At 70.5% G+C, this 5,196-nt stretch carries 5 protein-coding genes; all 5 read right to left on the minus strand.

Annotated elements, in window-relative coordinates:
- Positions 1 to 13: 13 nt before the first annotated feature.
- Positions 14 to 478, minus strand: coding sequence for a hypothetical protein (locus tag CCN44_RS34575; RefSeq protein WP_237482199.1), 465 nt, complete (start codon positions 476 to 478; stop codon positions 14 to 16).
- Positions 479 to 567: 89 nt separating this feature from the next.
- Positions 568 to 2,403 carry an alpha/beta hydrolase gene (locus CCN44_RS34580; protein WP_086702380.1) on the minus strand — a complete coding sequence of 612 codons (1,836 nt, stop codon included), beginning with the start codon at positions 2,401 to 2,403 and terminating at the stop codon, positions 568 to 570.
- A gap of 9 nt (positions 2,404 to 2,412) precedes the next feature.
- Positions 2,413 to 2,856, minus strand: a complete 444-nt coding sequence (locus CCN44_RS34585) for a hypothetical protein (RefSeq protein ID WP_086702383.1) — start codon at positions 2,854 to 2,856, stop codon at positions 2,413 to 2,415.
- A gap of 128 nt (positions 2,857 to 2,984) precedes the next feature.
- A complete protein-coding gene (locus tag CCN44_RS34590; RefSeq protein WP_086702386.1) occupies positions 2,985 to 4,328 on the minus strand; it encodes a hypothetical protein in 1,344 nt (447 codons plus the stop codon).
- A 58-nt stretch (positions 4,329 to 4,386) separates the two neighbouring features.
- On the minus strand, positions 4,387 to 5,196 hold an 810-nt coding region (locus CCN44_RS34595; protein ID WP_086702389.1), incomplete at its 5' end, for an N-acetylneuraminate synthase family protein.

A 5,196-nucleotide genomic window follows, 5' to 3' on the forward strand; every position in this document is an offset into this window, starting at 1 on the left:
GGCGGGGCGGGCGCTAGAAGTGCTCGACCTTCTGGCCCTCCGGGACCTGGTAGCAGCCGGAGACGAGCATCAGGCTCAGCTTCGGCGGGTTCCTCTTCTTCATCTGGGCGATGTGCACGCCGACCTTTTTCTCGTCGTTGTCGGCGATCAGCGTGAGGTTCTCGCTCTCGCTGGAGTCGGGGCCGTACTCGACGATCTTCCAGCCCTGCTTCGGCAGCCCCTCCTTGAGGTGCTCCATGGCGGCGTCGAGATCGTTCGCCGACGCGGGGTAGAAGCTCCACTTGTGGAAGATCTGGAAGTACGTGTCCCGGTCCTTGCCCGAGCACTCCTGGACACCCGGGCTGCCGTCGGAGGCCTTTCCCTTGACGCCGATCAGGTCGTACAGCCGGCTGGACACCTTCTGCGCCTCCGCCGCGGCGTCCTGGGAGGTGCTGATGCCGGCGGACGGGACGTCGTCGGATTCCGTGCTGGAACTCATGCTGCATCCGGTGAGAGTGATGAGGACGGTGGACAGGAGGAGCGCGGCTGCGCCCGTGCGGTTCTTCAAGATGGAGGGCCTCGCTCTGCCTAACGGGTGTACTTCCAGGTCGGAGTCGGCTCCTTGAGCTTCACATCCTCTCCGTGTCCCGCGACGACCAGGGCCTGGTTGAGCAGGCTGTCGGAGCCCTCATCCCAGTAGCCGCTGTGGCCCTCGGTGTCGGTGGTCATCTGCTTGGCCCCGAACCGTTCGTCGCTGGGCACGGTCCAGGGACCGTCCCAGTCGGTGCCGCCGTGGCCGAAGCGGCCGATGTCGGGTACGACGTCACCGTCGGCCTCCTCGTTCCAGACATGGCCCTTGGGCACGTCGAGCTGCTCCGCCTTGGGCACCGTGACACCGGGGCTGCCCGCGGTGACCACGTCGTCCGCGTTCAGTGTGCCGTGGTCGGCCGCCGCACCGACGAGAGTCGAACCGTACGAATGTCCGATCACGGTGCGGTGCGGAGGCGTGTCGCCGGTGTGCGAGGCCTCCAGTCCGTCGAGGAAGCGGTTGAAGGCCGGGGCGCCGTCGTCCGCGTAGTGCCGGAACGGGGAGTCCTTCACGATGTCCTGCGGGGCGTCGTAACCGAGCCAGGTGATCGTGGAGACGGGCTGGCCGTCCGCCTCGTCGGTGGCCACACGCCAGGTGGCGGTCATCCGGTCGACGTTGCCGCCGATGTTGCTGAGGTTCGACGTCGTACCCGGCACGTAGACGGCCTGGTGGCGGGCCGTGTCCGGGTTGCCGTTGGCGATGATCGCCCGGCCGTTGCCCTCCGCGCTGAACCCGAGGAGGTACGCCGGGGGCAGCCCCTTGTGGTCCTTGTCGGTGGCCAGGCCCGTCGCGTCGAAGCGCGCCTGGATGCTCTTCATGCCGTCCAGCGACTTGTTGAGGTGCTCGTAGCGGTCGCCGTACTTGTTGTGCCAGGCCATCCATTCGTCGGTGTGCACCTTGGACGCCCAGCCGCCGGGGGTGGCGATGTACGTCCATTCGTTGGCCGGCGGCTTGGGGATGGAGTCGAGTTCCATCTGGTAGCGGGCCCGGGTCTCGTCGAACACGACACGGTTGGCCTCGTCGCGCACTGCGGAGGGCAGTCCGTCGAGCTTGCCCACGCTGTCCGGGCGCAGGGAGAGCCAGGCCGCGCGCTCCTCGTCGTTGAGGCCCTTCCACCAGGCCGCGTTGTCCTTCGGGCTGCCGTCCTTGGGCGGCTGCGGCATCGAGTCGAGGTACTTCTTGCCCGCGTCGCTCACGCCGTCCTGGTCGGACTTGACGTCGGACCAGTCCCGGTCCGAGACCTTCAGGTCGTCGTCGGCCTTCAGGGCACGCAGCTTCGGCGCCCACTTGGCATCCGCTTCCGTGGCCTCCTTCAGCGCGTCCCCGATCCGGTTCGCGAACTCCACGGCCTTGCCGAAGTTCGGATTGGGGTGCATGTTCACGGCCTGACGCTCGATCGCCGCCGACGTCGGATCCGTCGCACTGGTACTGGCCGACACGGTGCCCCCCTCGGGCACCTTCCCGTCGACCTCCTTGCCGCCCGCGGGGAAGGTGACCGAACCGTCCGCGCCCACCGTGCAGCCCGCCGCCTTGGCGTCCTCCAGGGCCGCCTCCAGCTTCCGCTTGGCCGCGGCCATGTCGTACGCGAAACCGTTCAGCGCCGTACTCGCCAGCGCGCACTCGGTCTGCACGTAGTGGAAGTTCTGGGCCAGCTCCTTCAGCCCGTCCACCGCGGCGGTCGCCGCCGCGCCCTTGAGCTGGTTGCGGACACCGGCGGCGATCTGGTTCTCCACCTTGTCCTTGGCGGTGCTCGCCATCTCACTCGTGGCCCGGTACCCGTCCGCCGCCTCCTCGAACTCGGAGGGCTTGAGAGCCTGCAGCGTCGCGATGTCCATCAGCGCCCGTCACCGGCCCTTCGCCTGGCCGCCGACGGCCTCGGTGTCCTGGTACTTGGACTTGATCTTGTCCAGTTCGGCCTTGACGTCCCCGTCGGACTTCGCCAGGTCGTGCCCGGACCGCTCCATCACCCCGCCCAGCTCACCGCAGCGGCCCTTGACGTCACCGACGTACTTCTTCCAGGAGTCGTACAGCTCCTTCTGCGCCGCCGCGGACTGCACACCGGAGACGTCACCCAGCCCGGACTGCCCGTCGTCCAGCTTCCCCAGGGCCTTGCCGATGTCGTCCTGCAACCCCTTGGTGTCCTCGCCGGCCTTCACCCAGGCCTTCTTGTCCGACTTCAGGTCACCGCCACCGCCGCCCCCGTCCGGCGCGGCCCGGTTCAGCTGCATCGACGTGGAGCCGCGGGCCGCGGCGTCCGCTTTCAACTGCTCCCACTCGTCCCAGGACATGCTGTCGTCCTCCCCGTGTCTCCCCGTTTCCCCGTTGCCGGCATCCCCCGCCGGCCCCGCCATGCTGGCTATGGCTCGGGCAAGAAATCAAATCAAACTCTCGCCCGATCCGGTGGGGCGTCGGCGGTCTAGGCGAGGCTCACCGCGGCCAGCCGGTGGACGTCCCGGGCGGTACCGGTCACACCGGACAGGAAGCCCTGGGCGCGCGGGGAGGCGGTGTCGGTGAGCCAGGTCGGGTCGATGTCGCAGACCGCCACGCGCACGCCGGTGCCGGCGAGGGCCAGCGGCAGGGTGTGCACGACCGTGGAGGGGAAGCTGAGGATGGTCCGGCCGATCGGACCGCGGCGGGCGATCAGTTCCAGCGGGAGGTCCGGGCGGACGATCTCCAGGCCCGTCTCGACGGCCAGCCGGTGGAGTTTCTCGGTGCTCTCGCGGCGGTGGGCGAAGTAGCGGGTGGCGCCGTGGGCCTTGGCCAGGTTCCGTACGGCCTCCAGGTAGCGGTCGCCGTCCACCACCCCGGTCTCCACCAGGGAGGTGCCGACCAGGTCGGCGCTCTGGGTGATGCGCGGCGGGCCGAAGCGGGCGCGGGTCCAGGCGAAGTCGTTGGCGGTGACGGTGACGCCGTCCGGGATCTCGGTCACCGGCATGGAGGAGAAGACCTCGACGCGGCGGCGGTCGCTCGGGGTGAGGCGGCGCCGGGCGGAGGAGGAGACCGGGGCGAAGAGCAGGTCCCGGGGGCCGGGCCGGCCGCCCTTGCGGTGCCAGCGGACCAGGCGTTCGCCGCGGGCCAGCTGGGCGACGAACTCCATGGTCGCCGTGCCGTCGTCCACGACCACGAGGTCGTGGGCGCGGGTGATGGTCAGCAGGAGCTGTACGTAGCGGGAGAACGGGTCTCCCATGACGATCCGGTCGGCCCGGCGCAGCGGGCCGGCCAGGCCGCCGATGGTGTGGAAGGGCGCGGTGGTGCCGCCCCGCGCCTCTTCCCAGCGCACCCGGTGTCCCTCGTCCCGGGCCAGGTCGGCCATGCGGCGCAGCTGGCCCCGGGTCATCGGGTCGGTCGGGGACAGGACGACGACGGTCAGCTCCGCATCGGCCGACGGTCCGCCCGCCGGTCCGGACGCCGCCGAGAAGCCCGCCGACGGTCCGGCCGCCGCCGAGGAGCCGGTCGACGTTCCGCCGGTCAGCTGTGCACCGGCCGGGCCCGGCGGCTCGGCCGGGCCCGAACGGTCGGCCGCGCCCGGTGCGGTCCGAGGCGTCGCGGTCGGATCCGTCGCGGTCGGAGGCGTCGCGGTCGGATCCGTCGCGGTCGGAGGCGTCGCGGTCGGAGGCGTCGCGGTCCGGTGCGTCGGCCCGGCACCGTCGCGCAGGCCGTGCAGGTGCGCCCACTCCAGTACGTTCAGCAGCTGTACCGGGCTCTCCACGAAGGCGAGCGTGCGGGCAGGGTGGCCGGCCTGACCGGCGCGGGGGCTCATCGGCGTACGACCGTCCCGTCGTCAGGGAGTTCCGTGGTCCGTAAGGCGGTCAAGGTGCTCAGACCGAGACCGGCTCGCCCGCCGCCGCGGCGATCTCCGCCTCGGCGACGACGCCGGCGACGCGGCGCAGCTTCTTCATCGGGCCCAGCTCGGAGTCGTAGACCTTCTTCACGCCGTCGCCGAGGGAGGACTCGATCACGCGGATGTCGCGGACGAGGCGCTCCAGGCCCTGCGGCTCCACCGACGCGGCCTGGTCGGAGCCCCACATCGCGCGGTCCAGGGTGATGTGGCGCTCGACGAACGTGGCGCCCAGCGCGACCGCCGCCAACGTGGTCTGCAGGCCGGTCTCGTGGCCCGAGTAGCCGATCGGGACGTTCGGGTACTCCTTCTCCAGCGTGTTGATCACGCGGAGGTTCAGCTCCTCGGCCTTCGCCGGGTAGGTCGACGTGGCGTGGCACATGAGGATGTTGTCGGAGCCGAGGACCTCCACCGCGTGGCGGATCTGCTTCGGCGTCGACATGCCGGTCGACAGGATGACCGTACGGCCCGTGGCGCGCAGGGCGCGCAGCAGCTCGTCGTCCGTCAGGGAGGCGGAGGCCACCTTGTGGGCGGGGACGTCGAACTTCTCCAGGAAGGCGACGGCCTCGGTGTCCCACGGGGAGGCGAACCAGTCGATCCCCTTCTCCTTGCAGTACGCGTCGATCTGGCGGTACTCGTCCTCGCCGAACTCCACCCGGTGGCGGTAGTCGATGTAGGTCATCCGGCCCCAGGGGGTGTCGCGCTCGATGTCCCACTGGTCGCGCGGGGTGCAGATCTCGGGGGTGCGCTTCTGGAACTTGACGGCGTCGCAGCCGGCCGCGGCGGCGAC

This window comes from Streptomyces tricolor (assembly GCF_002155905.1).
GTDB lineage: Bacteria > Actinomycetota > Actinomycetes > Streptomycetales > Streptomycetaceae > Streptomyces > Streptomyces tricolor.